This is a genomic window from Roseobacter fucihabitans (assembly GCF_014337925.2).
In the GTDB taxonomy this organism is placed as follows: domain Bacteria; phylum Pseudomonadota; class Alphaproteobacteria; order Rhodobacterales; family Rhodobacteraceae; genus Roseobacter; species Roseobacter fucihabitans.
This window is the reverse complement of sequence record NZ_CP143423.1, coordinates 2,635,430-2,659,606: the sequence shown is the minus strand read 5'-3', so window position 1 is coordinate 2,659,606 and position 24,177 is coordinate 2,635,430. Positions and strand designations below refer to the sequence as shown.

Here is a 24,177-nt window from a genome sequence, read left to right as displayed (position 1 = left end):
TCTGGCGCCGTTGTTGATCCGGGCTAAATTGTCTCAAACAATCCACGCCCCAAAGGAATCGTCTCGTATGTCATGGATATCTCAATCAATCATGGGTCAAAAAGCAGTTGCCAAAGGTCAGCTCGGATCAAAGCACCAGCTGAGCGAGGAGGACCAGGGCACGTTTCACTACGTTTACGGGCCCTATGCAGATCCGGTGCTGCGCATCGCGCCCGGCGATGTCGTTGAGGTTGAAACACTTGACGCCTTCGGAGGCGTTATCAAAACCGAAAACGACATGCCCTCCCAGGTGCTCAATATGCCCTTTGTGAACCCGCAAAATGGCCCGATCGCGGTTGAGGGTGCCGAAAAAGGCGATGTTCTGGCCGTTCATATCCACAGCGTGCTGCCGCGCGGACCACAGCCCGCAGGCACCACAGCGTTGATCCCCAGCTTTGGTGCATTGGTGGCGGATGCGAACCTCATGCTCAATCCCGGCATGCCGGAACGCGTCAAAAAAATGGAGGTGACCGAAGATGGCGTGAAGTTTTCTGATCGCATCACGCTGCCGTTTGAGCCTTTCATTGGGACGATGGGCATCAGCCCGGAAATCGAAGCGGTGTCGGCTCTGCAACCGGATTATTGGGGCGGCAATATGGATCTGCCCGATGTGGCACCCGGTGCTGTGGTGTATTTCCCGGTCCAGCGCAAAGACGCCCATTTCTTTGTTGGCGATTGCCATGGCCGACAGGGCGATGGGGAGCTTTGCGGCGTTGCCGTTGAAATTCCTGCGACGGTGGTGTTGCATATTGATCTGATCAAGGGATGGTCCATCCCAGGCGTGCGCTTGGAAACAGAAGAGTTTATCATGTCCGTCGGATCCGCACGGCCGATGGAAGATGCCGCCCGGATGGCCTACCGCGATCTGATCCGCTGGATGGTGGATGATTATGGTTTTGAAGAGAGCGAAGCCTATTTTCTTGCCACACAAGCGGGCAAGATGCGCGTCGGCAATATGGTCGATCCAAAATATACGCTGGGCGCATCAATGCGCAAAGAATACTTAGCCTAGAAGGAAACATCATGGATTTAGGACTTAAAGGACGTCGCGTTCTGATCACCGGCGGCACAAAAGGCATCGGGCGCAGTTGCGCGGAAGTGTTCGCAGCCGAGGGCGCGGATGTTGCGATCTGTGCGCGCGACGCCGCAGGTGTTACTGAAACGGTTGACGCGCTCAAGGCGAAGGGCGTCAACGCATTTGGAAACGGCGTCGATGTCGCTGATAAAGCCGCGCTGGAACAATGGGTATCGGCATCAGCGGATGCTTTGGGCGGGATTGACATCGTGGTGGCCAATGTCTCGGCCCTTGCTGTGGCCGATGACGAGGCCGCTTGGGAGGCGGGTTTTGCGGTCGACATGATGCATTCCGTGCGTCTGGTAAATGCCGCCATGCCGTATCTGGAAAAATCTGATGCGGCTTCAATCACGCTTGTTTCATCGGTATCGGGCCGTGAAATTGACTTCACCGGCCCTGCTTACGGCGCGTTCAAGGCGGCCTTGGTGCACTATGCTCAGGGTCAGGCCGTGAAATTGGCCCCGCAGGGTATTCGTGCCAATACGGTTTCGCCCGGCAACACATATTTCGAAGACGGCATTTGGCAGAATATCGAAGAGAATATGCCGGAATTATTTGCCGAAGCAATGAGCCTCAATCCCATGGGGCGCATGGCTGGACCAGATGAGATTGCCCGCGGTGTTGTCTTTTTGGCGAGCCCCGCATCCAGCTTTACGACGGGCACCAATCTGGTCATCGACGGCGCGTTGACGAAGGGCGTTCAGCTCTGATGGTTTTCTGATTTGCCGGGACACCACCTGCGAAAACCTGGTTTGTTTTTCGACACGACAGAAGTCGCTTTGAACAACCGATCAGACCGTGGTGCGGTCGATTGGTCATTCAATCGGCAGCTTCATGGGTGAGCGCAGGCAGAAAGAGCAAATGGCAACGCTCTCCCATTTGCGAGCGCTGCTGGGATCTCTTATGCTTTTATCATATCTCCGGGTCTGCCCCAACAGCAGTGCACCCATAAGGCGTTCGGTGCCGAAGGTTTCTGTCCATTCTTCGAACGGCAGATCGCGCGCGCCCGCATCGCTGTCTGGCGCGTCGATTTCAATCACCACAGACCCCGGTGGAACAGGTCACAAGAAGACCAAGACCTGAACAAAGCGAACCCAAATTTGCGCCACCTACGGGGAGCAGGTCAGGCCCTGCCGCCAGTCCAAGAGCCTGTCCCGACTATCCTACTGCGACGTTTTCTCCTCAGGGCAGGACATAAACATGGCGCAGGACCGATCTTACATAGCCCGGGATCAATCCGCTTCGGGTACGCAACCGAGCCGAACAATAAACGTCGGCTCTCCTACTTCGCCTGAACTTGGGTCTTCTGTGACCATATAGGCATCAGCGCCCGCGCAGCTATCAGAGCGTACTTCGCGTTCTGCGCGCTCCTGCGCCTGTGAGGCAGTGGCATACTGGAGCTGTTTATCTATTTGTAAGCTGACCTGCGCACCACGCCCCGTCTTCTTTTCAGTGTATGTCTGGCAGATGTAATGTACCTTTGTGGTGGTTTTTTCTTGTTCGTCTGTCATGGCCGCCCTCTTGGTTTTTTTGCGGGGCACCTTAATTGTATAACGCAGATCATTGAATCCCACCCCGAAGACACGTCAAAAATGCGGCCTCTCTGAACACCCTGTTCAAAGAGGCACTGTGATACCCTACAAGTTCCAGCGTGCGAGATCGCCGTCTACTTTTTCATATTTCTCCCGATCGCAAGTGCGGGCTTGCCCGCCAGAGAATTTGCCGTTGCCACCACTTTAGGCTTCTCTTGCTTTGGTTTCTTCGCCTCTTTGTTGCTGTTTTTACCTTTGGCCATTTTGCGTCCTTCCAAGGTGCAGCGGTCCGGTGCCAAAAGGGCATAGGGCGGCTGCGGTCGTTCCTATGCTCTGATCGGTTTTGCCGCAGCCTCGTCTATCGCCCGTTGCTGGCCGCGCGACACCGTCGTGACCGGCGTTCCAAACATCGCGTTTGCGGCTGCAAAGTCATCAGCGTCATCGATTTCTGTCCAGTTTGTGCCCGTAATATCCAGCACGTGAAAGACAGCCCCCTTTGCCAAGAGCCGCGCATAAGCATCCTCATAGTAATCCTGATACCGTGCCGGGCTCTGCATCATCTGCGCAAGCTCCGCAAAAAGCAGCGGGCCCGTCTTGGCGCTGATTTTCTCGATCCCAATGTATTCACCCAGCGCCCGTTTGGGATCGACGGATTTACCAACCTCAAGCACCTGCATCTGATCATCCGTGATGACCTTAACCTCTTCGTCCTCAAGGACGATATTCTGGTCGATGCACAGAACATCGGCGCGCCGGTCATCTGCAAGCTGGCGCAGGATCTTCACATTAAACACGACGTCGGCATCTAATTTGGCAAATTCTGCCGTGCCGACCGCCTTGGACGCCAGCATCAGGGAATATCCCGTGTTTGTCTCGCGGTAGCGGTCGTTGATCACATAGGTGACACGGATGCCCCGAAACGTCTTGTCCACGAATTGTTTGATCTCATCCGCCCGGTGCCCGAGCACCAGAACGAATTGTGACAGACCGCAACTCAGGCAATTGCGGATCATCCTTTCCAGAATGACCGATCCGCCAACGGACAGAAGGCTTTTGGCGCAATTATCTGTCAGTGGACTGAGCCTGGAGCCGACGCCTGCGGCCAGTATCACAGCCATGGGAGGGCGATTGATTTCGTTTTTCATATCATTATGTCCTGAATGGGCTGCAAGGGGTGTGATTACTTTTGAAGGTGTCGTGTCCGGTTTTCGGCGATGTTTTTGCCGCGCTGCCAGGATTTATAGCTGCCCCAGAAGAGCTGACTTGCCGCAAAAACCCAGAGCATCGATATGAGTTGGTCAAAGAGGAGGGCGGCGGAAAGCATGAAGATGAACACGCCTTCGTCAAAGGCGAGCACTTTGCGTTGCTCCTTCAAAAACCACAGAAGGTTATCGCGCAGAGCAAAGCCGATCCCCGTCGTAGTCCTTACTGGTTTCAACCGCGCGATCTCGGCGGGATAGCCTGGGTCGCGGGTCGTTTCGATTTCCAGGGCAACGTATTTGGCATAGCCGCGCAGGCCATAGAACGCGATCCCGATCAGCGCGAGGAAGACAGGGATCACGCTGGCAGTCTGCACAAAAGCCGCATACCCGGCAGCACCAAACCACATCGCGACCTGCACCTGATCCGTCCGGCGGTCATAATAACTGCCTTCGGGGGAGGATACCTGCCGGTAGCGTGCCATCTGGCCGTCCATGCAATCAAGGATGTGGCTGACGTGGATCGCGATTGCCGCCGCGATGAACCATCCGGTTCCGCCCAACAGGATTGCGACTGTTGCGATCACGGCGAACAGAAATGACGCCGCTGTGATCCGGTTCGGCGTCATCCACGCAACGTCCACCGCAACGGAATTGGCGATAATGGCCAATGGCGACGTCACGAAAGACGACCACCATTCATCATCGCGGGTCTTGGTGGCCCAAAGCCGGGTCACTTTGCCGCTCACGACACCACCTTTACCAGCGCGCCTTCGGGCTTGGGAAGCATAACCAAAGTTGCACGCTTGGGTCTGACCGGGGCCACGAGTTAAGCCGCCTCAGCCTGCAAGGTCAGCAACACATCCTTGAGGGCGGCAAGGAAGAACTGGATGTCGTAGTCCGATAATTCTCCGATATTGCCCACCTGAAACACCTTGCCTGCTAAGCACCCTTTACCTTCGTAGATGATGATGGATTTCTCCCGCAACCGGTCCCGCAGATCGCGCACGAAAATCGAGGGCGGCACCCGCACGGTGGTCAGGATCGAACACATGTCGGCCTCGTCAATCAGGAATTCGAGGTTGAGCCTGCGCATGCCGACACGCAGCAGATCCGCGCGGGCCCTGATACGCGCATAGCGTTTGGTCACGCCGATCCGCAGAATGTCAGTCAGCGCCTGATCCAGCGCAAAGATCAGCGGTATGGCGGGTGTATTTGGTGTCTTGGCTGTGGCGTTTCAGGAAAGCATAAAACGTCGCAAGGTTCAGGTAGGTTGTCTTGGCCGAATTGAGCAGCCCCACTTGGGTGGTCCAGTTTGAAAATTATTGCATGATTGGCGTTTGGTCCATCGGAACGATGGCCTCTGGCGCAGGTGGGCGGTAGCCCAGAGCACTATGTGGTCGTTTTGTGTTGTAATGGTTCCTCCATCTTTCAATAATAATCTGTGCTTCCCGCAGCGAGTAGGAGATTTCGCCGTTCAACAATTCATCACGCATTCTTCCGTTGAAGCTTTCGCAGTATCCGTTTTCCCACGGTGACCCAGTCTCGATATATGTAGTCTTTGTTCCAACCTTTGCCCGGCAGGCGATGCAAAGCATCGCTGAGAGGGGGCCTTGATCCAATCCCTGACAACCTCAGCAATAAACTCAGGGCCGTTATCAGACCTGATGTAGGCAGGAACACCGAGCAGGATGAACAAGTCCGTCAGGGCGTCGATGACCTCGGTCGAATTCAACTTGCGCTTCACCCGGATCGCTAGACATTCCCTGCTGTGCTCATCCAAGATGTTGAGCGTTCTAAAGGCTCTGCCGTCGTCGGTTCGGTAATGCACGAAGTCGTATGACCAGACGTGATTACGATACTCGGGACGCAGCCGCACACAGGAACCATCATTGAGCCAGAGCCGTCCCTTCTTTGGTTGTTAACGTCGTTTCGTGAAACGACGGAATTGGCACTTTAAGCACCTCACGCCGCCAAAGCCGTTCGACACGTTTGTCGTTCACCTGCCAGCCTGCATCTCTCAACAGGGCCGCAATCCGACGGTAGACATATCGACCAAATTGGCGCGTCAATTCGATCATATCCGCGACCAAGCGTTCTTCGTCAGCGCGTCCACGTGGCAATCGGCGCTGTGTGGATCTGTGCTGGCACAGAACGCGGCAAACACGTCGCTCAGAAACCTTGAACCGACTACGCACATGATCGATGCAGACCCGCCTACGCGAGGGGCTCAGAAGTTTCCCGATACGGCCTCCTTCAAGATCAACTTGTCCAACGTCAGCTCAGAAACCGCACGCCTAAGGCGCTCGTTTTCTTTCTGTAGCCGCTTCAGTTCCTTGAGTTGTTCCGTGCCCATTCCGTCATACTTCTTCTTCCAGCGATAATAGGTTTGTTCAGTCACGCTGATCTGTCTGATTGCGTCAATCCGAGGCATGCCTTGCCCCATCAGAACTTCAACCTGCCGTAACTTCACGACAATCCCTTCGGGCTTGGGTCTCTTAATGGCCATCTCTGGTCCTCCGTTTTCCTAACTATAGGGGCGGACCACTTCAATGGGGGAGGCTCAGTCCCATTTCCTGAAGGGCGTTTTCCCAAGTTCTGAGCTCATGCCAGAAACAGAGAGCGCTTGCGCCCTCACGCGTCAGAAGAGATTTTACTATTGGCCAGTGCGCCCTTGAGCTCTCAGATGTTGTACAAACTACTCCCCCTTGAGCAGTGTTTCAAACCGCAGCCCTTTGGCGGTGCGCAGGGCAAACCCTGTCCAATAGGTGTGATCCTCGGTCGGGTTGGCCTCTTCATCCAGCGCCTGAATGCCGGCCTCAGAATCCGGGATCAAATCGAGATAGGGGCGTTTGGCGACGTCTCCCTTGAGGTGCAAATCCATGAAGGCGGTGGCAAAATGCTGGGCGATATTGTTCATGCGCGTGCTGTCCCAGACCGGATCGGCATAATGCTCAAAGGGTACAAAATCCAGATCCTCCGCCGTGGTCCAGGCCTCGCGCGGTGCCGGGATCGGGGCGGCGGCGTTGTGATTGGCGTGCTCAAAGGTCAACAAATGCCGGTCGGTGCCACCGGTCTCGGCAAACATCGTGCGGATGGTGCCATAGACGGAGACGTCATCCGCGCTGCCTGCCATGAAAAGCGTCGGCACACGCAACCCCCCCAGACCATTTGCGTCCCACAGTTCCGCATTCCGCCCCCAGGGACCGATGGCGATGATGGCGCGCAAGCGTGGATCAACCAGCGCCTCGTGGCTTTCTGATCCGGCAAGATGTTGCGCCAGAAGCCCGTTTGGCGCCCCCCAGCTGTATTCCGTCGCCGATTGCGTCACGCCCGCGCCCCCAAAGACAAGCGCACCGTATCCCCCCATCGAGTAGCCGATAACACCCGCGACATCTGCGTCAATCAGCGCGCCCAGATCTCCTCCAAGGTTCGCCATCTGGTCCAGCACGAATTTCTGGTCGATGGGGCGGTTGAGCAGGGTCGATCCAAAAACATCCTGGTCGCTATAGGTGCTGTCGGTGTGGTCTATGGAAACGGTGACATACCCCTTGGAGGCAAGGTTTTCACCCAAATGCGACATCAGAAATCGATTGCCGGGATAGCCGTGGCTGATCAGGATCAGGGGGTATTTTTCGCCCTGAGCGGGCGTGGCGTCACGCGCGGCGCGCCCGCTTAGCGTGACCTCGGTCCGGCCATCGCGCAACATGGCGCGGTAGGTGCCGCCGGGTTCGGTTCCTGCCGCTGCCGGATACCATATTTCCACGCGCAGCGGGCGGTCATACAGCGGCTGCGCATCCTCAGTGATGTTGACGATGTCAATCTGGCCTGGGTTCACAAGATCCAGCGTCTGCACGCCGACAGGCAACAGGCCATAGTCGGCCAATTCCGGTGCATCCGGACGGATCAGATCAATCGGATTCGCCAGCGCGGGCGCCGCCAGAAGCGCAGTCATGGCAGCTAGGGATCGTCTGGACTTCATTCTTGGGGCTCCACCGGCGCGGTTGTTGACATACTCTATCGTATAGAGAGACAAGTTTCTCAACCGTTCAAGACGTTATGCTGCAAATTTTTGGTTTGATCGGGTTTCCTTCATGTGCACTCTTGTCACATCTCAGGGGCAGCAATGGTACAGATCGGGTCAGATTAACGGAATTTGTTTCACAAGCAGCAGCTGGTATCTTCCACTAACCGGACCTCATCAAACGGGAATGGGGACTGGTCGATTGATCCGATGCGGCCAAAGCCTACCCCTTTCCAGCGCGGCGCGCGCGGCGTAAGGGAGATATATGCGCAAAGAGATGACATATTTCGAACACGGCCGTGCGATCCTGACGCTAGGGTTGCCGCTGATCGGGGGGCACCTCGCGCAGACGGCGATTGGCGTGACCGACACGGTGATGCTGGGCTGGTACGGGGTGGAGGCGCTGGCGGCGGTGACCCTGGGGTCGACCTTCTTTTTTGTGCTGTTTATCTTTGGTTCCGGTTTTGCCTGGGCCGTGATGCCAATGGTTGCCTCTTTTGAGGCGGAGGGGGATGAGGTCGGGTTGCGGCGCGCCACGCGCATGGGGCTTTGGCTCAGCCTTGGCTTTGCGGTCCTGGTGCTGCCGATGATGTTGTACTCCGAGCCCTTATTGGGCCTGCTGGGGCAGGGCGAACAGCTGGCCGCGGATGCCAGCGCCTATCTGCGCATCGCGGGCCTTGGCATTGTTCCGGCGCTGCAGGTGATGGTGCTGAAATCCTACCTCGCCGCCCTGGAACGTACGCAGGTGGTGTTTTGGATCACTGTTTTGAGCGCTATCGTCAACGCGCTCGTGAATTACGCCCTGATCTTTGGCAATTGGGGCGCGCCTGAATTGGGCATTGCGGGAGCGGCGATCGCTTCTGTTGCCACGCAGTTCATCGCCCTCATCGGTATCGTGATCTATGCGCGCGCGGTCCTGCCGGAACATGCGCTGTTTCAGCGGCTCTGGCGGGCGGATTGGAAAATGCTTGCGCAGGTGTTCAGACTGGGCTGGCCGATTGGGCTGACGGGTCTGAGCGAAGTCGGGCTTTTTGCCACCTCGGCGATGATGATGGGATGGCTCGGCACGGTGCCGCTGGCAGCGCATGGGATTGCGCTGCAACTGGCGTCGATTACATTCATGGTACACATGGGTCTGAGCAATGTGGCGACCATCCGCGCGGGCAACGCCTTTGGGCGCCACGACCCGGAGCATATGAAAAAAGGCGCGCGCGTCGTTACGCTTGCCTCGCTGATCATGGCCGCTCTGACTGTGGTGCTTTTCCTTTTGATGCCAGAGGATTTGATCTCGCTCTTCATGCAGCGTGATGAACCACAACGCGAGGCGATCCTGGCGATTGGTGTGGGCTTGCTGGCGATGGCGGCACTGTTTCAATTGGTGGATGGGGCGCAGGTGATCGCGCTTGGCTTGTTGCGCGGCATTCAGGATACGCGGGTGCCGATGATCTGCGCTGGCCTCAGCTATTGGGTGGTGGGCATCCCCTGTTCCTATCTCTTCGGCTTCGTGCTGGGCTTTGGGGGGATCGGTATTTGGATGGGTCTTGTGGTGGGGCTCGGATTGGCGGGCCTGCTGCTGTCGGTGCGCTTCTGGGGGGTAATGTTGCGCCAGCTTATGACAGCTGCGCTGTGAGCCCGCTTGCGCCGGCACCGGTGCTGACCTAGCCTGCGCAAACGTCTTTTGGAGAGGCCATGTTCAAGGATCGTTATGACAACCGGCTCACGACGTCCGATGCGCGGGCGGCGGATCACTATCACCTGTCGCTGGATCGGTTGCTGGCGGGCCAACCTCACACGGACGCCGGTTTCGTCGCTGCAAAGTTGTAGTGGCGGCACTCGAATGCCGACAATAGTTGCTACTCTCTCATCCTTTGATACGGTCAGTCTTGTCCTTCGGGGACAGCCTGTGGCTCAAAACCTTGACGTTCCAGTAACTGGATGACACGATTTAGCCTTTTATCCTGTGCAGCGTTCAGTTCTCGCTGAACATCAAGGGTATCATCAATGGCACCCATCGCCCCGATGCCGCTGTCAAAACGATCACTTGCATAAGCAAGAACGGAAAATACCAAGCCAATTGTCACCACGATACCAGTTATGGCAATACCTGCCTGTTGCTGCCACGAAACAGGGTTGAATGAGTCTAGCTTCCCATTGAACGAATCTAGTTTGGTAATAACCTCAGAAAATCGAGCATCATTTTGAGCTTTCACGGCTTCAACTTTCGCATCAAGGTAGTTTTTTGTCTCTGCGTCCACCTCAAAACCTCCGCCGCCTGATCCAGCCCCATATTGGTTTTTGCCCAATACGACGTTAGTATAAACCTTGGATATACCGCCTTCAATGACAGTGAATGAGTTACTGCTCTTCGCCATTCAGCGGTCCCCAGTTCGACAGCCCCAACATACCCTTCACGACTAAATTTGCATCCCCCGTATGACAAAGTAGCGCCATCATGGAACTTGTATTCAATGCCGGCCCTTCGAATACGAATTTGCATTCCGTTATGGTCACGTTTTCGAGAGCCGGAGGCTGACCACCCGAATAAACCATCTTGCAGTTGCGAAAGATCGTATCTCTCAATTCTGCATAGTCCAGATGTACCACCTTGTCGGTCACTTCTGCTTGTTTGGTCATAATCCCTCGCTTGAGCAATCGCGACGGTATTTGCGACAGCAAGATTCGTCAAATCATGATCTCCCTAATTGGTGTCTGAAAAGTAAGAGCGAAACAGTGCTGTTGCGCTTTACTGATTTGTATCAACCGACCCGTTAAGGGCGGCTTAATCAATCTCAACGAAATGCTAACGATATTTTGTTGCAAACAAACCTGATGATCGACGATGCTGGAGCGGAAGTGTTTTTTTCACCATGACCGATACGGCCCGGATTGGCGGCAGTCGCGCGCAACGGGATCTGGTCGAGCACAGCCTGCTGGCTTGCCTGATGCGACAGGGTTGCACAGAAGAAACGCGCGCGTTGGCGACGCTATGTCGGCCTTTAATTTCAGAGTATTACGCTGCATAATTCAAGTGATGGGGTCGGGCTGTGCGCGCCGTAATCCCGAAGCGATGCAGGGCCGTTCCCCGTCATTCTCCGGCCGGTATTTTTGGGCCAGCCGCTGCAGTGTCGCAGTTGCAATGCTCTTGTGATACCTTGCTTTATTTGTTCAAAATATTGAAAATAAACGCATTTATAATTTCAAAGGTCGCGCCATATGGCGCGCCTTTGACCTGTTGCTCCTTCGGAAGCCTAGGCCGGTCGCCAGTCTTGCAGATAGCCCAGAACATCAGCAAGAACCTTGCGCAGGGGGGCTGCCTTGGCCTCATCGTAAAGCCAGGGGTCCCGCTCCTCTGTCAGATAGGTCGATTGCGCCAGATCCATTTGTAACGCATGCACACCGAGTTTGGGATTGCCATGGCGACGCGTGCTCCACCCGCCCGTAAAACGTCCATTCACAACGCTCGTGTAATTGGGGGCCTTCATGCAGATGCTGGCAATTTGCGCGGTGATTTTATGATCACAGGTGGTTCCCATGAAGGTGCCGATGCTAAAATCGGGCAGCGTGTGTTCAAATAGTTTTGGGATATGTGAGCGGGTGGCGTCGCAGTCATAGAGGATGGCGAACCCGTGTTTTGCGCGCACGCGTGCGATCTGTGCGGAGATCGCCGCGTGGTAGGGGGCATGAAAGGCCGAGCGCCAGGTCGCTGCTTCTTTTGTGCCTGGCGGGTTGTGCCAGATGGGATCTCCGTCCAGAGTGGTCAAGGGCACAAACCCTGTGGTGAAGCGGCCCGGATAGAGTGATTTCCCATCCGGATCGCGGTTAACATCACAAACATAGCGATGATAATTCGCGCGCACCACCGTCACGTCCTGCACGACACTGCGGTACAGCCGGTCGACATGCCAGGCCGTATCCGTCAGGCAGCACCCCGTCGCGTTGAGGCGTGCGTGGATCGACTGCGGGATCTCTGTGCCTGCATGAGAAAAGGTGAGGATAAGCGGGCTTGATCCGGCAATAACATCAACGGGCATGGCACGGGGCTCCTGTTGGTGGCGCGACACTGCGGGGCGCAAACACCTGCCGCAGGGTTGAGCATATCACGCTGGCGTGCCGTTTGACATGAGTGGTAACGCGGATGGGGTGTTCACCTTTGCCGTATCACCAAGCCTGTTGGGGCATAGAGGGCTGCGCACTCAGGTTTCTTTGCGGTCATCGATCACATTCAGATGGGCCATGCCGCTTTGCCCCAGATCGACCTTGGCGAAGGGTCCACCAAGACAAATTTCGCCGGGGTCGGTGACATCGACCGGGGGGGCCTCTGCGAGGACCTGCGCGGCGAGGTATTCGGCGTTATCCTTGGGGCGGTAGCCGAGAAAGGAGGCCTTGGCGTTATTCACCGGCGCGCGGTCATTGTTTGACACGCCGTAGGCGATGGTGAACCCAACGGATGGCGTGTCAATCGCGCGGGTGACCAATTGGATCAGGTCGTCGTAGCTGAGCCAGGTTCCCAGCGCACGGGCGTTATTGACCTGCGCACAGGAGAGGATGCGCAGATGCACCGATTCCATCCCGCGTTTGTCCCAATACATGCGGCCCAGATCTTCGGTGAAACATTTTGCCAGGCCGTAAAACGTATCGGGGCGATGTTCGGCATCCACGCCAATACCATCGGTTTTCAGATGCATGCCCACCGCATGGATGGAGGAGGCATAAACAATTCGTTTCACGCCCGCCTTATATCCGGCCTCCCATATATTATAGGAGCCGACGAAATTGGGCCCGAGCAGTTCCTCAAACGGCTTTTCATCCACGATGGCCCCGAAGTGGATCACCATATCCGCGCCTTCCAGCACCGGTGCGATTTGCGCCATATCGGCCAGATCGGCGCGGATATAGGTCTCGCCGGGATAGAGCGTGCCGATGTCTTTGACGATATCTGTACTGATCAACGCATCACACATCGCCGCAAGCGGTTCGCGCAAATAAGAGCCCAACCGGCCCGCGGCCCCTGTCAAAACCAGTTTCATATCTGTCCCTCCCGGCCCATCAGATCACGGCCTTTTCCAAGAATTTCTCGCCCCTGAATACGCGTTCCACATGGAAGGGCGCAAGGTCGAGGCTGCGGTATTCACCATATGCGATCCACTCGGCCAGACCACGCCCCAGAGCGGGGGATTGTTGCAGCCCATGTCCGGAAAATCCGTTGAGGAACATGAAGTTGCTCACCTGCGGATGCGGGCCGATGATCGCGTTCTGATCCAGCGTGTTATAGTCGTAATGCCCAACCCACATATTGATCAGCTTGATGCGTTCGAACTGCGGAATGCGGGTGGCGATGATGGGCCAGAATTTTTCTTCCCACAGCGCGTGATCGGCGGTGAAATCATTGTGATCCACGGCGGGGTCTGCATCGGGTGGCCCCCCTGCGAGGTAATACCGCCCGTCAGAGCGCATATGCACGCCCGAAGGATCGATGGTCAGCGGCAGATCACGCGCCAGCGGGTGGGCGGCGTCAAAGATGTAGGTGTAGCGCTTGCGCGGCTCCACGGGGATGTCGAGCCCGGCCATGCGCGCGGTCAATGCCCCGCGCGTGCCGGTGGCATTCACCACCGTGCCACAGGACAGCGTCGCGCCGGATTTCAAGGTGACACCGGTGATCGCGCTGGCGCTGCGGGCGATCGCGGTGACCTCATCCGTTACATATTCCGCACCGTTCTTGCGTGCCATGCGTCTGAACCAGTCAAACATGGTGCCACCGTCGAAATAGCCCTCGTCCACCAGATTGTGGTTCGCCCCAAGAATATCCTCCAGCATGTAGAACGGGTAATCTGCGGCGATCTCTTCTGGCGTCATGAACTTGGTTCCGGCCCCGAGTTGGGCTTGAACTTTTTGGCTTTGGCGCAGGGTATCGGCAAATTCGGGCGTATCGGCCAGATACATATAACCATAGCTTTGCAAGGTCAGCCTGGGGGCGTCGGCACCCTCCATGAAGGCTTGGAAATTCTTGATGAAATGCGCCCCAAATTGCGATACGGCGATATTGGTCGGGTTGGAGAATTGCTGGCGGATGCAGCTGTTGGTGTGGCTCGTGGCGGCGTGTTCATAGGTGGGGTCTTTTTCAATGACCAGCACCCGGCCCTGAAACCCTGCCATCCGGCTCAGCCACCAGGCGACGCTGGAGCCATAGATCGCCCCGCCGATGATGATCACGTCATATGTTGTGTGTTGTGTCATGATGTCCGCGCCCTGTTGTTGTTTGTGGAGCACGGGTGACGGGGCCGGGTCAAGGGCTGTGATCCGTTCATCGGGCGAAGGGCGTATCGAGGGCGCGCGCCACCAGCTCCAGCCGGTCCTGCCCGTAAAACATGTCGCCCTGCACGAAATATGTCGGCGAGCCGATCACATGGCGCGCGATGGCCTCATCGGTATTGGTGCCATGCTGGTGTTGAACGTCCCTGCTTTTGGCGGCTTCGAGCAGCATCGCACCGTCCATGTTGAGGCCTGCGGCGATGGTGTGCAGCGTCTTGGGCGCGGCGAGATCGGCATCATCGCGCCAATGGGCCGCCAGCAACCCGCGCGACAGCGCATCCGCGTCCAGTTCTGCGTTTTGCGCGGCGATGATTGCGCCATTGCCAAGGGCGAGCGGGTTATCGTGACACATGGGGCGGTGCTGGATCATCGCGCGGTCGCGGTACTCGGCCCACCGCCGCAGTTCGCGGCCAAAGAAGTAATCCATATGAGCCTTGGGGCGTTTGCCAAAAGGCGCGCCACCGGCCGCCGCCATGACCGGGTCGAAATCAAATGGGCGGTGGATGATTTCTGCCCCCTTTTGCGCGGCAATTTCCGCAAGCCGGCCCGCGCCGAGATAGGCATAGACCGAATGGCAGGCATAGAAATATTCGATGGTTTTGCGCATGTCAGCTCTGTTGTGCCAGAGTGCGCGCGTCATGTGCCATGAGGTCAATGATATCGCTCAGACGCCCTGCATCCTTGGGGTTGGACGCATTCCCCTCCAGCCCGCGCCGCAAGACGCCCTGCAATATGGCCAGCAGGCGAAAGTAGGAAAAGACCACATAAAACGTCCAGTGATCGGGCAATGGGATGGTGCGCCGCTCACAATAGCTCGCAACATATGTTTGCTCATCGGGCAGCCCGAGGGCCGCGCGATCCACCCCGCCCAGACCGCGGAAATGCCCAGCGTGCGGCAAGCGCCAGTGCATGCATTGATAGGCCAGATCGGCCAGCGGATGGCCCAAAGTGCTGAGCTCCCAATCCAGGAGGGCGATGACCTCTTCGGCCTCAGGGTCAAAGATCATGTTGTCGATGCGAAAATCACCGTGCACGATGCTTGCGGCCCCGTCATCGGCGACCATGTGATCGTTCAGCCAGGCGATGATCCAGTCCGCATCCGGGCGCGGCTGCGTCGCGGTATCATGATATTGCCCGGACCAGCGCGTGAGTTGGCGCGCGAAATAATTGCCGGGCTTGCCGTATTCCGACAGCCCGATGGCGTCGGGATCGATGCTGTGCAAATCGGCCAGCACCTTGTTCATCGCCCCGTAAGCGCGCGTGCGGGCGGCGGCGTCCAGGTCGGGCAGCGCCGGATCCCAGAAAATCCGCCCCGCCACCATCTGCATCACCATGAATTGCGTACCCATAGGCGTGTCATCCTCTGAGAGGTGATAGACCTTTGGCACCGGCACATCGGTCGCGCTCAGCGCCTGCATCACGCGGTATTCGCGGTCCACCGCATGGGCCGATTTGAGTAATTTGCCCGGTGGTTTGGCGCGCAGCACAAAGGCATTTGCGCTGCTGGTGATCCGGTAGGTCGGGTTGGATTGCCCGTCACAGAATTTCACCATGTCATCCAGCGAGGTGAAACCCGCGACATGGGCCGCCAGATAGGTTTCCAATTCGTCGTGATCATAGGCATGCATCGCGAAACCCTTCATGCGGCATGGACAATATGGCGCGATCTAAGCAAACCTGCGCGGGCGGGGAAAGCCCCGATTGTCGCCAGGGAGAGATGGGTCATGGATATGAATTTTGCGATGAGACCGGAAAACCGTGATCTGCTGGCCCGCGTGGCGAGCATGATCCGCGATGAGGTGATGCCGATGGAGGCTGAATACCACGGCGAGATCGGCAAGGGGGACCGGTGGCAATATACCGACCGGCAGGCGGAGATTCTGGAGGGGTTAAAAGCAAAGGCCAAGGCCGCGGGGCTATGGAACTTCTGGCTGACCGACAGTGCCAAGGGGTTCGGGTTGAGCACAGTGGAATACGCCTATTTCGCGGAGGAAATGGGCCGTACGCCGATGGGGGCGGAGGTGTTCAACTGTTCCGCACCCGATACCGGCAACATGGAGGTGTTTGAGCGGTATGGCACTGAGGCAATGAAACAAGAGTGGCTGGCGCGGCTTTTGGAGGGCGAGATCCGTTCCGCGTATCTGATGACCGAGCCGGAGGTCGCCTCCTCAGATGCCACGAATATCGCCATGTCCTGTGTGCGCGACGGCGATGATTATGTGCTGAATGGCGAGAAATACTGGGCCTCTGGCGCTGGCGATCCGCGCTGCAAGGTCTATATCGTGATGGTGCGCACCGGCGACGCGGATGCCCCCAAACACCAGCGTCATTCGATGATCGTGGTGGATGTCGCCACGCCCGGCATCGAAACTCTGCGACCGATGCATGTATTTGGCCATGATGACGCGCCCCACGGTCATATGCATATCCGCTTCACGAATGTGCGCGTGCCTGCCGCGAGCTTGTTGCTCGGGGAGGGGCGCGGGTTCGAGATCGCGCAGGGACGGCTGGGGCCGGGGCGCATTCATCACTGCATGCGTTCGGTTGGTCAGGCGGAGGCGGCGCTGGAGTTGATGTGCAACCGCTCGCTTCACAAGGAAGCCTTTGGCAAGCCGCTGGCGCAGCTGGGCGCGAATTTCGATATCATCGCCGACTGCCGGATGGAGATCGAAATGGCGCGGTTGCTCTGTCTGAAAGCGGCGTGGATGATGGACCGCGGCGATGCGCGCGCCGCGGCCCCCTGGATCAGCCAGATCAAGGTCGTGGCCCCACGCATGGCGCTCAAGGTCATCGACGAGGCGATGCAGATGCACGGCGGGCAGGGCATCAGCCAGGACACACCGCTGGCCATGGCCTGGACCTGGCAGCGCGCGCTTCGCTTTGCGGATGGGCCGGACGCGGTGCACCGCCGTCAGGTGGCGCGGGCGGAATTGCGCAAATATACACAGGAAAAGGTATGAATGCGGGTGTGTGACTGCCTGACGCCAATCCGCTTGCATATCGCTTGATCTTGGGGGGACAACTGGCACGCTTGAAGTTTTTTAACTTCAAGCGCGGCATCAAGGGCGTTGCGCTGCGGCAAACAACATTTGCATAACTAAACAGTCGAGTTTGAGTTTCGTTACAATCACCGGATGGCAAATGACGTTGACGGCACCATGCGCGCCAACACCGTATTCAAAGGCGCTGAGGGCAGACGTTTAACCTATCGGCGGGCTGTTACAGGACTGGCCTGAGTTCCGCTCATGGATCGCCCGTTTACTGGATGATTGGTCCGACTTGGATTGACTTTTGGATGACACCGAGCCGTCTTTGTGAGGCTTCGGTTTTAATCCAAGAGGTTTTTTTACGGTGGCTTCAAAACTAACTTTTGAAAAAATTGCCTCCGATGACCGACTTCTTCACGCGAAGTTAAAGCACATTTGGGCTGCTGAGCACATCAATAAGTTTCACCAGCTCTGGATTGAGTGCCTTAAAACCGACTTCTGCAAAACCGTCATTGAGGAGGATACGGATACCTCTACTCAGTTCCTCCGTGTCGTGTCTGTTCAACCTCTCCCCAGCCCAAATTCTTCTGACTTTGGGCGATATTGTTCACAACCTGAGAAGCTCTCTTGACTACACTGCGTCCGCGATTGTCGGCGCTGATAACAAAAGAGTTCATTTCCCCATTGCTGAGACGAGGGAAGACCTCGTCGCGTCGTTTCGCACAGAGCCAGAGGTCGTTGCCGGTAAGAGCAAGGGAAAGGGGCGCAACGCTGCTCTGGAGGTCTGTGTTCCTGGCATCAAAGACATCACCATAGACACGATAGGACCTTACAAATCCTCCGGTGGTCTTTTGTGGCATCTTGGCAAGCTTGACGCCAGAAATAAACACAGGCTCCTGCTCCCGGTCACGGTGCCCCAGACCATAACATGTTGGAATCTGCGTGCCCCCAATAACATTGTCATAGGAAAGGTCGTCGCGACTGTCCAACCTGGCGGAATTTGCCGTGTTGCTGCTTTTGGCGGTGGGGGCGTGACAGTGGAGCGCTATGGGGAACCTACCGCTGACATCCTTTTTGACGAGGTTGGAATACTGCAAGGCAACCCCGTCCTCCAAACGATCCTGGATATGACGAAGGCCACGTTTGAGGCGATCAGCCTTATCGAAGACGTCACTAGTTGATTCAAATTCAGCCCCTAAAGGCCTGTTTTTTGATGCATATGATCTCCCAACAGGGCGCAGAGCCGAAATTGCACTGTCAAGCCAGAAGGGTGGCCCAGGCGAGCAGGGTGTGCCATCCGGGCAGTCTGCGCGCCAGCTGTTTCGGCCTGCTTCCTCTGGACCAGGATGGCCTGATCCCATGCTTGGCATAAAGAAATGCAACATCCCAGGCACCCCCAAAACACCACCCCACGTGCGACTGGCCATCGAAGGGGCGCGCCGATAGCGATCATCCACCGTAGGGTGGGCTTTCAGGCCACCTTACGCGCTCTCAAATGGCGCTATGTTATAGTCAACATGCGCCAGATAGAGACCTTGCGGCGGACAGACGGGACCACAGGCCGCGCGATCTCGGGCTTGCAATGCCACACCAACCTGGTCCGGGTGCCAGGACCCGGCCCCCACACGCTCCAACGTACCCACGAAGCTGCGCACCTGATTGTGCAGGAAGGACCGCGCGCGCACGTCGAAATGTATTTCCGGTCCAGCGGGCGTTTCCACTGAACGTACCTCTAGATGATCGAGCGTCTTGGTCGGACTTTCGGCCTGACAGATGGTTGAGCGGAAGGTGGTGAAATCATGTCGTCCGATCAAATGCGCCGCCCCCTCGCGCATGGCCGCTACGTCCAGGTCCTGTTTGACCTGCCACACCAGACCGCTTTGATGCGTGGCGGGCGCACGCCGCATCAGGATGCGGAACAGATAGCGCCGCTGAAGCGCGGAAAACCTTGCGTGCCAATCCGCAGCGACCTGCGCACAATCAACAATCGCCACCGGCGCGGGCTTGAGATGATAATTCAGCGCCTCGGACAAACGAAACGGATCCCAGTCCCGCTCCATGTCGCAATGCGCCACCTGCGCCAGCGCATGCACCCCCGCGTCGGTGCGCCCGGCGGCGGCAATCGTATGGGCGCGCGGCTCCAGCCGGGCCAGGGCGTCTTCAATGGCCCCCTGAACCGTTTTCTGGTCGTTCTGGCGTTGCCACCCGGCAAAGGGCGCGCCGTGATATTCGATTTTCAAAGCATAACGGGGCATGGGCCAGCCCCTAGCCTGTGACGGGTTTTGCGTCAAATGGCTTTCTTCGCTCTGGCAGGCGCGCGCGCCAAAGCCTATGTAGCGGGTAATTCAACCGCAAGGGCAGTCTGGTTTTGATACTCACGTCACTCGCCGATACGGTTCTGCGCCAGATCGAAACGGTGCAGGACACGGTCACCGAAGCGCTCTTTGAGCCCGTGATCCGCATCGGTGTCACGGGGCTGGCGCGCTCGGGCAAGACCGTTTTCATTACCTCGCTGGTGGCCAATATGCTGGACAGGGGACGTATGCCGCATCTGGTGGCGGCTGCGGAGGGGCGCATTGAGGCGGCATTCCTGCAACCGCAGCCCGATGATACCCTGCCGCGCTTTGATTATGAAACGCATCTGTCCCAACTGACGGCGCGCACGCCGCAATGGCCTGACAGCACACGCGCGATTTCCGAATTGCGCCTGTCGCTGCGGGTGCGTCGCGCGGGGTTGCTGGCAGGCTTGCAGGGGCCGCGTACCATCCATGTTGATATCGTCGATTATCCGGGCGAATGGCTGCTCGATCTGGCGCTGATGGATAAATCCTATGGCGAATGGTCGCGTGAAACACTGGCGCGGCTGCAAGATCGCCCTGAGGGGGCCGAGTTCGCCGCCCTGGCGCGCGAAACCGATCCTACCGCGCGTCTGGACGAACCCCCCGCCAAGGCGCTCGCGGTGGCCTTCACCACCTATCTGAACGCCGCGCGGAATGCAGGGTTCTATGACTGCACGCCGGGGCGGTTCCTGTTGCCGGGCGATCTGGCGGGCTCGCCGGTTTTGACCTTCGCGCCCTTGCGCGGGGAGGACACGGGTCCGCGCGGCTCGCTCCTGCGCGAGATGAACCGCCGCTATGAGGCCTATAAACGCGAAGTCGTGCGCCCGTTTTTCCGCGATCATTTTGCGCGCATCGACCGCCAGGTCGTGCTGGTGGATGCGCTGGGTGCGATCCACAAGGGGCCGCGTGCGGTGGAGGACATGCGCGGGGCCATGGCCGATATTCTGGGTGCTTTCCGCCCCGGTCGCAACGCTTTCCTCAGCCAGATCTTTCAGGGTAAGCGCGTGGAGAAGATTCTCTTTGCCGCCACCAAAGCCGATCATCTGCACCACAAACAGCACGCGCGCCTCAGCGCCATCATGCAGGCGCTTTTGCGCGAGGCCACGGAGCGCGCCCGTTTTGCCGGGGCGCAAACCTCTGCGCTGGCCATTGCCGCCCTGCGCGCCACGACTGAGGATACGATGACGCACGCAGGCGCGCCGCTCGATGTGGTGCGTGGCAAGCTGCTGGATACCGGCAAACAGGCCGCGTTCTACCCCGGTGATTTGCCGCAAGATCCTAACCATTTGTTAACAGCGGCGCGTCAGGGAGCCGAAAAATGGCTCGATCAGGACTATCGTGTGATGAATTTCGCACCACAGCCACTTACTTTGCGTCCCGGCGACGGTCCGCCGCATATCCGACTTGATAAGGCAGCCGAATTCCTTTTAGGGGATAGGCTATGATCACGATCACGATAAAACCCGCGCGACTTCTGGATGCCGGCAAGGTGGGCGACATTTTGTCAGCGTCAAATGACATGATGCCCTGGCTGCCGCGCATGCATTCGGCGGCCGAAGAAATCATGTATGCCGAAGAGATGATCAAGGCGGGATGGATCAAGCTTGGCGTGGCCGATGGCAAGGTCGTCGCCTTCATTGCGCGCTATGAAAAAGACATTCACGCGCTCTATGTCCTGCCCGATTTTCAGGATCAGGGGGTTGGCACGGCGCTGATCGAAGATGCCAAGCAAGAGTGCGAAACGCTGACGCTCTGGAGCTATGTGGCGAATTTCGGCGCGACCCGATTTTACGGTCTGCGCGGGTTCGTCGAGATGGAGCGCACCGACGGCAGCGAAAATGACGTAGGCCTGCCCGACATCCGCTTTGAGTGGAACAAACAAAAGCAGCTTCAGAAAAAATGGCAAATACCAACCCGGTACTGATCGACCTCGAAAAGGACGCGACACCCGTATCGGTGGCGGATGCCGCCCCGGTGCCTGATCTCGAGAGCGACGGCCCACAGGGGCAGGCGATGCAGCGCGCGGCGGCGCTGGCGCTGGGGCGTCCCTCGCGGCTGGCGCGCTGGTTCTGGGGGCTGGCCGCTGGGTTGGTCGGGGCGCTGGTCTCCATCGCCATGTGGGAATACCTCAGCGGCTTGATCGCGCGCCACCCGTTGCTGGGCTGGGGCGTCATGGCGCTGACGGCGGGGTTCGTGTTGGTTCTGGCCGCGATATGTCTGCGCGAAATTGCGGCCCTGGGTCGTTTAGGCCGTCTTGATGGGTTACGCCATGCCGCGGATAGCGCGCGTGAAGCTGATGATTTGAGTGCGGCGCGCGATGTCAGTGACCGGCTCATCGCGCTCTATAAGGGGCGCGAAGATACCCGTTGGGGCCGGGACCGCTTTGCCCAGACGCGGGGTGATCAAATGGATGCCGCGAGCCTGTTGATGCTGGCGGAGCGCGAAATTCTCGGCCCGCTGGATGTGGCCGCCTCGCGCCAGATTGAGGCGGCAGCCCGGCAGGTGGCGACGGTCACGGCCCTTGTGCCACTGGCCTTTGCGGATGTCGCCGCCGCGCTGACCGCGAATTTGCGCATGATCCGGGCGATTGCCGAAGTTTACGGCGGGCGTTCCGGGTTGTTGGGCGGGTGGCGTTTGACCCGCGCGGTAATGGCGCATCTGGTGGCGACGGGGGCGGTGGCCGTCGGCGATGACCTGCTGGAGCCAATCCTGGGCGGATCGATCATCGGCAAATTGTCGCGCCGTTTTGGCGAGGGCCTCGTGAACGGCGCCTTGACGGCGCGCGTTGGCGTCGCGGCGATGGAAGTCTGTCGCCCCTTGCCGTTCGTTGCTGGAAAAAAGCCGAAAACGCGCGATATAATCAAAAGGAGCCTTGGCGGTTTGTTCTCGACCTCGTCAAAATCCTGAAACACGTGTTGCAGGCGCGCCTGCTGTGAGGAGAGAGTGTCATGGAAAGTTTCGCCGCCGATCTGGCCACGATGATCCGCAGGCCGCTGGAGCCTGCGCATGTCGCAGCACTTGAAAAATGCGGTGAGGTCTTTGATTTCAAATCCGGTGAGTTTGTCCAGGAGCCGGGCACGGGGATGGATCTGCTCCATTTCGTGCTGAGCGGCGAAATCGAGGCGGTCGATCCCACTACGATGGCGCGGATTGGTGTTGCGACCCTGAACGAAGGCCAGTTTTTCGGGGATCTGCAATTCCTCTCCGGCGGGGTGTCCATGGCGGGCGCGCGGGCGGTGCAGGACAGTCAGGTGCTTTGTGTGCCGCGAGATGATGTGTTGCGCCTGATGTCGGATTTGCCGGAAATGAGTGATATCATCGTGACCGTAATGGCTGCACGGCGCAGGCGCGCCGTGGAGCAATCGGATTCCGCTCTGACGTTGATCGGCTCCGAGATCAGCCGGGACATCCGCCATGTGGCCAGCTTCGCCGCGCGCAATCGGATCCCGTACCGTGAGATCGAAGTGACATCGCAGGAGGCGCTGGCCCTGGCGGCGCAATGCGTGGTCGGTGCGGCGCAGCCGGGGGTGATTTTCGGGCGCGCGCATAAGATTGACCCGCCGACGCCGCGCGGGGTGGCCAAGGCTCTGGGGCTGTACCTTGAGGTATCACAGGACAGCGCCTTTGACGTGCTGATCGTGGGCGGGGGGCCGGCCGGTGTCGCGGCGGGTGTTTACGCGGGTGCCGAGGGGCTGAGCGCGCTGGTGCTTGAGGATATGGCGATCGGCGGGCAGGCTGGCACGTCGAGCCGGATCGAGAACTACATGGGCTTTCCCACGGGGATTTCGGGCGGTGATCTGGTCGGGCGCGGGGAAGTGCAGGCAATGAAATTCGGCACGCGGTTTTCGGTGCCGCGCCGTGCCGTGGCGTTGCGGCGATGTGAGGATGCGTGGTTTCATGTCATGCTGGATGATGATCAAGAAGTGAGCGCCAAAGCGTTGATCGTGGCCACTGGCGTGCAATATCGCAAGCTGCCGTTGGAGGGGTTGGAGCGGTTTGAGGGCGCGGGCGTCTATTATGCCGCCACGGAGGTCGAGGCGCGCTATTGCCGGGACGGCGAGGTCGCGGTGATCGGCGGGGGCAATTCGGCGGGTCAAGCGGCGATGTTTCTGGCGCGCAGCACGCGGCATGTGCATGTGTTGATCCGAGGCGAGTCGCTGGCCGCGTCGATGTCGGATTATCTGTTGCAGCGCCTCACGTCGCATCCGCGTATTACCGTGCATACGCGCACGGAGGTGATTGGCTTGCACGGGCAGGAAGGGCTGGAGCGGATTACGATCTGTGACAAGGCCTCGGGGCAGGACTGGGATCTGCGCACGGCGGCGTTGTTTGTGATGGTGGGTGCCGCGCCCAATACAGAGTGGGTGTCCGGGCTGGTCGGCCTGGATGGCAAGGGTTTCGTTCAGACGGGTGGAGATGCCCAGGCGCGCTCGCAATATGAGACGTCCTGTCCTGGTGTTTTTGCGGTGGGCGATGTGCGCGCGGGGTCGGTCAAACGCGTGGCCTCGGCCGTTGGCGAGGGGTCGGTGGTGATGTCGGCCGTCTGGGCGCATGTGAACGCGTGAGGCAGTGCAAAGGTGGCCTGAAAGCCCACCTTACGGCGCGTTGGTCTTGGGTCTTGTTCGTCTTGGTCTCTCTGCCTATAAGGCTTGCATGCGATACGTTTGTGCGAT

25 protein-coding genes and 1 pseudogene are annotated in these 24,177 nt (G+C 58.3%); 10 read left to right on the top strand and 16 right to left on the bottom strand.

Going from position 1 to position 24,177, the window contains the following annotated elements:
- The first annotated feature begins 67 nt into the window (after positions 1-67).
- Positions 68-1,051 (top strand): acetamidase/formamidase family protein, encoded by a 984-nt coding sequence (locus ROLI_RS13065; RefSeq protein WP_187431511.1) that lies wholly within the window; start codon positions 68-70, stop codon positions 1,049-1,051.
- An 11-nt stretch (positions 1,052-1,062) separates the two neighbouring features.
- A complete protein-coding gene (locus ROLI_RS13060; protein WP_187431512.1) occupies positions 1,063-1,824 on the top strand; it encodes an SDR family NAD(P)-dependent oxidoreductase in 762 nt (253 codons plus the stop codon).
- Positions 1,825-1,929: 105 nt separating this feature from the next.
- On the opposite strand, the gene ROLI_RS13055 is transcribed toward ROLI_RS13060, so the two are convergent.
- The 8 genes and pseudogenes from ROLI_RS13055 to ROLI_RS13020 all read right to left on the bottom strand — a co-directional run bounded on the left by ROLI_RS13055 (position 1,930) and on the right by ROLI_RS13020 (position 7,827).
- Positions 1,930-2,154 (bottom strand): hypothetical protein, encoded by a 225-nt coding sequence (locus tag ROLI_RS13055; protein ID WP_187431513.1) that lies wholly within the window; start codon positions 2,152-2,154, stop codon positions 1,930-1,932.
- Positions 2,155-2,346: 192 nt separating this feature from the next.
- A complete protein-coding gene (locus ROLI_RS13050; RefSeq protein WP_187431514.1) occupies positions 2,347-2,625 on the bottom strand; it encodes a hypothetical protein in 279 nt (92 codons plus the stop codon).
- Positions 2,626-2,780: 155 nt separating this feature from the next.
- Positions 2,781-2,909 (bottom strand): hypothetical protein, encoded by a 129-nt coding sequence (locus tag ROLI_RS13045; RefSeq protein WP_262386628.1) that lies wholly within the window; start codon positions 2,907-2,909, stop codon positions 2,781-2,783.
- Positions 2,910-2,972: 63 nt separating this feature from the next.
- On the bottom strand, positions 2,973-3,791 hold the full coding sequence (locus tag ROLI_RS13040) for an NTP transferase domain-containing protein (RefSeq protein ID WP_187431515.1): 819 nt from the start codon (positions 3,789-3,791) through the stop codon (positions 2,973-2,975).
- A gap of 35 nt (positions 3,792-3,826) precedes the next feature.
- Positions 3,827-4,594, bottom strand: a complete 768-nt coding sequence (locus ROLI_RS13035; protein WP_187431516.1) for a CDP-alcohol phosphatidyltransferase family protein — start codon at positions 4,592-4,594, stop codon at positions 3,827-3,829.
- Positions 4,595-4,674: 80 nt separating this feature from the next.
- Positions 4,675-4,995 carry a hypothetical protein gene (locus tag ROLI_RS13030; RefSeq protein WP_262386629.1) on the bottom strand — a complete coding sequence of 107 codons (321 nt, stop codon included), beginning with the start codon at positions 4,993-4,995 and terminating at the stop codon, positions 4,675-4,677.
- A 172-nt stretch (positions 4,996-5,167) separates the two neighbouring features.
- Positions 5,168-6,354: pseudogene (locus ROLI_RS13025) on the bottom strand (IS3 family transposase).
- Positions 6,355-6,543: 189 nt separating this feature from the next.
- Entirely contained in the window at positions 6,544-7,827 is a 1,284-nt protein-coding gene (locus ROLI_RS13020) for a dienelactone hydrolase (RefSeq protein WP_187430022.1), read from the bottom strand.
- Between the two features lie 307 nt (positions 7,828-8,134).
- Between ROLI_RS13020 and ROLI_RS13015 the strand changes: the two genes are divergently transcribed.
- Both ROLI_RS13015 and ROLI_RS13010 read left to right on the top strand, forming a co-directional pair.
- Positions 8,135-9,499, top strand: a complete 1,365-nt coding sequence (locus ROLI_RS13015; RefSeq protein WP_187430021.1) for an MATE family efflux transporter — start codon at positions 8,135-8,137, stop codon at positions 9,497-9,499.
- Positions 9,500-9,558: 59 nt separating this feature from the next.
- Entirely contained in the window at positions 9,559-9,693 is a 135-nt protein-coding gene (locus ROLI_RS13010) for a hypothetical protein (RefSeq protein ID WP_262386501.1), read from the top strand.
- A gap of 53 nt (positions 9,694-9,746) precedes the next feature.
- Here ROLI_RS13010 and ROLI_RS13005 read toward each other — a convergent pair whose 3' ends face one another.
- From ROLI_RS13005 to ROLI_RS12975, 7 genes are all read right to left on the bottom strand, one after another.
- A complete protein-coding gene (locus tag ROLI_RS13005; protein ID WP_187430020.1) occupies positions 9,747-10,241 on the bottom strand; it encodes a hypothetical protein in 495 nt (164 codons plus the stop codon).
- The gene (locus ROLI_RS13000; RefSeq protein WP_187430019.1) at positions 10,225-10,503 is read right to left on the bottom strand and encodes a hypothetical protein; all 279 of its coding nucleotides are present in this window, start codon (positions 10,501-10,503) and stop codon (positions 10,225-10,227) included. The genes ROLI_RS13005 and ROLI_RS13000 overlap by 17 nt, the downstream gene beginning before the upstream one ends.
- Before the next feature lie 614 nt (positions 10,504-11,117).
- On the bottom strand, positions 11,118-11,900 hold the full coding sequence (gene hutG / locus ROLI_RS12995) for an N-formylglutamate deformylase (RefSeq protein WP_187430018.1): 783 nt from the start codon (positions 11,898-11,900) through the stop codon (positions 11,118-11,120).
- 162 nt (positions 11,901-12,062) lie between these two features.
- Positions 12,063-12,896, bottom strand: coding sequence for an NAD(P)-dependent oxidoreductase (locus ROLI_RS12990; protein ID WP_187430017.1), 834 nt, complete (start codon positions 12,894-12,896; stop codon positions 12,063-12,065).
- A 19-nt stretch (positions 12,897-12,915) separates the two neighbouring features.
- Positions 12,916-14,103, bottom strand: a complete 1,188-nt coding sequence (locus tag ROLI_RS12985; protein ID WP_187430016.1) for an FAD-binding oxidoreductase — start codon at positions 14,101-14,103, stop codon at positions 12,916-12,918.
- A gap of 67 nt (positions 14,104-14,170) precedes the next feature.
- Positions 14,171-14,785 carry a 2-hydroxychromene-2-carboxylate isomerase gene (locus ROLI_RS12980; protein WP_187430015.1) on the bottom strand — a complete coding sequence of 205 codons (615 nt, stop codon included), beginning with the start codon at positions 14,783-14,785 and terminating at the stop codon, positions 14,171-14,173.
- A gap of 1 nt (position 14,786) precedes the next feature.
- Positions 14,787-15,806: a phosphotransferase gene (locus ROLI_RS12975; RefSeq protein WP_187430031.1), complete on the bottom strand. Its 1,020-nt coding sequence runs from the start codon at positions 15,804-15,806 to the stop codon at positions 14,787-14,789.
- 96 nt (positions 15,807-15,902) lie between these two features.
- Here ROLI_RS12975 and ROLI_RS12970 point away from each other — a divergent pair, with 96 nt between their 5' ends.
- Together ROLI_RS12970 and ROLI_RS12965 are read left to right on the top strand one after the other, a co-directional pair.
- The gene (locus tag ROLI_RS12970) at positions 15,903-17,138 is read left to right on the top strand and encodes an acyl-CoA dehydrogenase family protein (RefSeq protein WP_187430014.1); all 1,236 of its coding nucleotides are present in this window, start codon (positions 15,903-15,905) and stop codon (positions 17,136-17,138) included.
- 620 nt (positions 17,139-17,758) lie between these two features.
- Positions 17,759-18,346: a hypothetical protein gene (locus ROLI_RS12965; protein WP_187430013.1), complete on the top strand. Its 588-nt coding sequence runs from the start codon at positions 17,759-17,761 to the stop codon at positions 18,344-18,346.
- 300 nt (positions 18,347-18,646) lie between these two features.
- Here ROLI_RS12965 and truA read toward each other — a convergent pair whose 3' ends face one another.
- Positions 18,647-19,420, bottom strand: coding sequence for a tRNA pseudouridine(38-40) synthase TruA (truA, locus tag ROLI_RS12960; protein WP_187430012.1), 774 nt, complete (start codon positions 19,418-19,420; stop codon positions 18,647-18,649).
- 113 nt (positions 19,421-19,533) lie between these two features.
- Between truA and ROLI_RS12955 the strand changes: the two genes are divergently transcribed.
- Genes ROLI_RS12955 through ROLI_RS12940 form a run of 4 tightly spaced genes read left to right on the top strand, consistent with a single transcriptional unit; the run spans position 19,534 to position 24,069 of the window.
- Positions 19,534-20,949, top strand: a complete 1,416-nt coding sequence (locus ROLI_RS12955; protein WP_187430011.1) for a YcjX family protein — start codon at positions 19,534-19,536, stop codon at positions 20,947-20,949.
- Positions 20,946-21,428, top strand: a complete 483-nt coding sequence (locus ROLI_RS12950) for a GNAT family N-acetyltransferase (protein WP_187430010.1) — start codon at positions 20,946-20,948, stop codon at positions 21,426-21,428. The genes ROLI_RS12955 and ROLI_RS12950 overlap by 4 nt, the downstream gene beginning before the upstream one ends.
- On the top strand, positions 21,404-22,411 hold the full coding sequence (locus tag ROLI_RS12945; RefSeq protein ID WP_187430009.1) for a YcjF family protein: 1,008 nt from the start codon (positions 21,404-21,406) through the stop codon (positions 22,409-22,411). Before ROLI_RS12950 ends, ROLI_RS12945 begins: the two co-directional genes overlap by 25 nt.
- Before the next feature lie 41 nt (positions 22,412-22,452).
- Positions 22,453-24,069, top strand: a complete 1,617-nt coding sequence (locus ROLI_RS12940; RefSeq protein WP_187430008.1) for a cyclic nucleotide-binding domain-containing thioredoxin-disulfide reductase — start codon at positions 22,453-22,455, stop codon at positions 24,067-24,069.
- Positions 24,070-24,177: the final 108 nt, after the last annotated feature.